The following is a 4,293-nucleotide window of genomic DNA, read 5'->3' on the forward strand; positions in this document are numbered from 1 at the left end:
GTGCCGTAGAACAGCTTTTCGGGAAGGCCAATGACGGCATCCAGCAGGTTTTCTTCGATCAGCTTCTGGCGAATCTTGCCTTCACTTGAGCCTCGGAACAGGACACCGTGGGGAACCACAACGGCCATGCGCCCGGTCTTCGGCTTCAGGGTTTCGATCATGTGCAGGATAAAGGCGTAGTCACCCTTGGTCTTAGGCGGTACACCACGACGGAACCGAGAGTAAGGATCGTTCTCCGCGTTTCCATGCCCCCATTTGTCTAGTGAGAACGGTGGATTGGCCACGACAATATCAAAGTGCTTCAGGCCGCCGTTTTCATCCAACAGTAGAGGGTTACGAATGGTATCGCCCCACTCCAGCTTATGGTTGTCGATCCCGTGCAGAAACATATTCATTTTCGCCAAGGCCCAGGTGCTGCCGATGGCCTCCTGACCGAACAGCGCAAAGTTCTTGGAGCCGTCGTTGCCCTTACGGATCTGGTTGGCACACTTGAGCAACAGGGAGGCTGAACCACAGGCCGGGTCACAGATTTCATCGCCCTCTTTCGGGTCCACGATCTCGGCCATCAGCTCGGAGACTTCCGGCGGGGTATAGAACTCGCCAGCCTTCTTGCCGGAGGTGGCCGCAAAGTTCTTGATCAAGTATTCGTAGGCGTTACCAATGACATCCAGATTACCGATCCGACTCGGACGCAGGTTCAGCTCTGGCTTGGCAAAGTCTTCCAGCAGGTGACGAAGAATGTCGTTCTTCTGCTTTTCATCGCCCAGCTTGGTGGAGTTAAAGCTGATGTCTTGGAACACATCGGCCAGCTTGCCGGTGTTCGCTTCTTCAATGGCGTGCAGAGCTTTGTCGATCCGCTCACCGCAGCCCGGCTCGTGACGACGCTCGTACAGAGCATAAAAACCCGCGTCGGCTGGCAACACGAAGCGCTCGTTCTTCATCAGTTCTTCGATAAGCTCCGGCGAATCACCGTACTCTTCCACGTACTTGTCGTAGTGATCCTGCCAAACGTCGGATAGGTACTTTACGAACAGCATGGTCAGCACGTAGTCCTTATAAATACTGGGATCAACGGTGCCTCGGAAGGTGTCGCAGGCGTTCCAGACTGCTTTGTTTATCTGCTCTTGCTTGATGTCGTCTTTGTTCATGTCAGTGTTCAGCCTTGTGTTCATTGTCAAATGACCAGTTTTGTTGTTCTAGGCGACTAATTGTGTCGCGGTGCGATTGTATGGCCATGTATTCGGACAATATTTCTCGATGCGTTTCTTCGATGGATTTCAATATTTCTGGAGTAGGTAGCGGCACAGGAATAGCTGACACGTCTGCCGCCTTCAATAATGCCATGGCGCTGCCAGTGGCAATTTCCTGGACATACTCCTGGATTAAGTACGATGCCAAGTAACGGTATAAATAGGCTGCAGGGACGTTCGTAAGCTTTGGCCGGAGAATGATAAAGGCCTGCCCAGCGATCCAGTTATCGCCACAGGTGTCATCAATAAAAGCGACCCGTCCGACGCTTCCTTTAACAGTAAATAAAATGTCACCTGAATAAAGACGCTGGCCTTGCGCACGTCGAAGCTGCTTCTTGTCGACATGCATGGTTTTTGATGGAGCCGCTAACCGTCCAGATTCAGTGATGTCACGTACCGATGCTTCCAAAAATACAGTTGTACCTGACGCATCTTCGCTGTCCTTCAAACTCTGGGCTCTGATGATGTCGGCAACTCCGTCGAGCAGAACAGTGTTTTCGAGACGTGCCAACTTTTGTGTTGCCTGACCAAGTTTGTAGCGACTGATTGTCAGATCGTAATCGTTTTTCTGAATATCAAGGCTAGAGGCTAAAGCCCCATTTTCCGGTTTATAACTACTTGTAAGAGCTTGGGTAAGTTGGTCAAACGTTTCGCTCGACTGTGATGAAACGGCCTCCACAAAAGCCACTGGGGCGTCTTTTTCTCGATGCTTGTCGATTACCAACAAAATCGGTGCAACACCGGTATTCAGAAGTGTGCCTTTAGGCAATCCGATAACCGCATGCAGCCAATTATTGTTGATTAATTCCTCCCGAATGCTCATTGCAGCCCGAGAAAACAAAATACTGGGCGCTGCACAGACAACACCTCTGGAATGACATTCCCGAGCTACCCGCAAAGCAGCCAACTCATCCGACTTAAGCTTTGAGGTTTTTGAGAAGTTGGGTGCCTGCAAGGGTGGAACCGAAATAACGAACTCTGAAGACATAGGCGCATCTTCAAAACCCACAGATTCTTCTACTTCGACTTTGACACCCAGGAGATAGCTAACGGCCACCGCGAAAGGGGAACGGCACCGCATACGCATTGTTGCGGTGTCTCCAGCGTTCAATGCGACGAGGGCAGGTATAGACGCCTCATGGCTCAGCACTACCTCGCCGTTCTGCGGATCACAAAGGTCGACCAGAAGTTGCCCAGTCTCCATAGTGATCATCTGATTTGGGTGACCAACCTTTTCAGCAATGCCCACAAGTGCTTCTGAAAGCTTTCCACCCGATACGCCTGAGAACTGCCTTAAACACGCCAATATCTCATTGGTTTCAGCACCAGAAAGGCTGTCCAACAGACATGATTCTTTAAACACAGAGCCGTGTTCACCCAAACGTTTCGCCATTTCAGAAAAGGCATACGGAAGGTCAGGTTGCTGCTCATTCCAGCACACATCGCCGTGCTGATCATAGCTAGCCTTCGCCCATGTAGCGAGTAGGGCCATCTCATCAACTAGGCGGTTACTCGGAATGCCAGCATCACGAAGAGTAGCTGCAATTTTGGTAAGAGCTTTTTGTTCAGTGGAGTACACGGCGATCTCCTTCCTTGGCTTTTTTGCGTGAATAGCTGTCGAGCGAATAAACGGTGATCTGATAATCGCCTTGCTCCACCACGACCAGCCCGCCTTTGGATTGCACTTCTATGAGCTGGCTTCTCAGGGTGTCTACAGCACCGATCAATGCTTCGGTGTTTTTACGGGTGAGGATGCACTTGTCACCGTGATCTACTCCGAATTGTGTGACCAAATCAACCAGTCGAGAATTAATGCCTCGCTGGCTCATGCGTTTGTGAATATGTCTTGTTTTTGCCACGGGAAATCTCCTTGTTTGAACGATTGAAAGTAGTTTGGCTCAAACTAGATTATCCGTCAACAACTATTTTACGCTTTCTTTACTAATCCCTCGCAGTTCTTTTCAAAGCCGCGTTGAGAGTCGTCCTCGAAACCCTGAAATGCTCCGCGACTTCTTTTTTCGTAATACTTGGGTCTAGCAACATAGCCGACGCCTTCTTTATATCGGTATCCGACAAGGCTGGTTTACGCCCTCCTTTCCGTCCCCTCGCACGAGCGGCCTGTAGTCCAGCTATCGTCCGCTCCCGAATCAGGTCACGCTCAAACTCAGCTAGCGCCCCGAAGATATGGAAGACCAAGCGCCCACCTGAACTGGTTGTGTCGATGGATTCCGTCAGGGATTTGAAGCCAACCCCCCGATCATGGAGATCCTGCACAATTTCCACGAGGTCTTTCAGGGAGCGAGCCAGACGATCGAGCTTCCAGACGACCAGAACATCGCCCTTCCGCAGCATACGTAAGCATTGCGACAGCTCGGGTCGCTCTTTCAATGTCCCGGTAAATTTTTCCTGGAAGACTTGTTCGGCTCCGGCTTTCTCCAAGGCATCCACCTGGAGCTCCGGGTTTTGGTCGTTTGTGCTGACCCGTGCGTAACCTATGATCATAAAAGGTACCTTTTCTGTTCATAGATTGTTGTACGTGATTGTTGGACGCGAAACAAGCCGAAATCGGGTATTTTTGGGGAGTGAACGAGAACGTCCAACAAACGACCATTTCTTGAACGCTCAGGAGTAAGCATCAAAGAGGGATAACCAAAAGAAAGAGGGATAACCAAAAGAAGAAATGCAAAGTGCCTGAGGTCTGTCTCAAATCGACTCAGGGTAAACAAGGGTGCGGCAGACTAGGCTGTGTGGTTCTGGCCCAAAGCGCACTCAACTAGCGTCATGCCAGCCAATCTTATGTCGCGACACCCCTGCCATTTTAATTTCAGCCAGTTACTGCCTGTTCTTGGCCACCCACTTTCGGGCAAGGGCTTGAGCTTCCGATATTTGTTGGGGTGTCATGAGGTCAGCCAAAATATCACGATTTTTAGCGGCGCTTTTACCACCCTGTGAAGCGGACAAGTTAGACCACGTGTGAGCTTGAATATAGTCTTGAGGAACACCTTGCCCCTTAGTGTACATAACCCCCAGATTGTATTGGGCA

The 4,293-nt window shown here is 50.5% G+C and carries 5 protein-coding genes; all 5 read right to left on the bottom strand.

Going from position 1 to position 4,293, the window contains the following annotated elements:
- A partial coding sequence (locus ACTH3S_RS11820) for a type I restriction-modification system subunit M (RefSeq protein ID WP_441809212.1) occupies positions 1-1,172 on the bottom strand: 1,172 nt, incomplete at its 3' end.
- Positions 1,150-2,829 (bottom strand): N-6 DNA methylase, encoded by a 1,680-nt coding sequence (locus tag ACTH3S_RS11825; RefSeq protein WP_441809213.1) that lies wholly within the window; start codon positions 2,827-2,829, stop codon positions 1,150-1,152. The genes ACTH3S_RS11820 and ACTH3S_RS11825, both read right to left, overlap by 23 nt.
- Positions 2,816-3,109, bottom strand: coding sequence for a hypothetical protein (locus ACTH3S_RS11830; protein ID WP_441809214.1), 294 nt, complete (start codon positions 3,107-3,109; stop codon positions 2,816-2,818). The genes ACTH3S_RS11825 and ACTH3S_RS11830 overlap by 14 nt, the downstream gene beginning before the upstream one ends.
- A gap of 82 nt (positions 3,110-3,191) precedes the next feature.
- Positions 3,192-3,752, bottom strand: a complete 561-nt coding sequence (locus ACTH3S_RS11835; RefSeq protein WP_441809215.1) for a recombinase family protein — start codon at positions 3,750-3,752, stop codon at positions 3,192-3,194.
- 330 nt (positions 3,753-4,082) lie between these two features.
- A partial coding sequence (locus ACTH3S_RS11840) for an SEL1-like repeat protein (protein ID WP_441809216.1) occupies positions 4,083-4,293 on the bottom strand: 211 nt, incomplete at its 5' end.

Origin of the sequence: Marinobacter sp. (genome assembly GCF_052094685.1) — a bacterium.
Taxonomy (GTDB): Bacteria; Pseudomonadota; Gammaproteobacteria; order Pseudomonadales; family Oleiphilaceae; genus Marinobacter.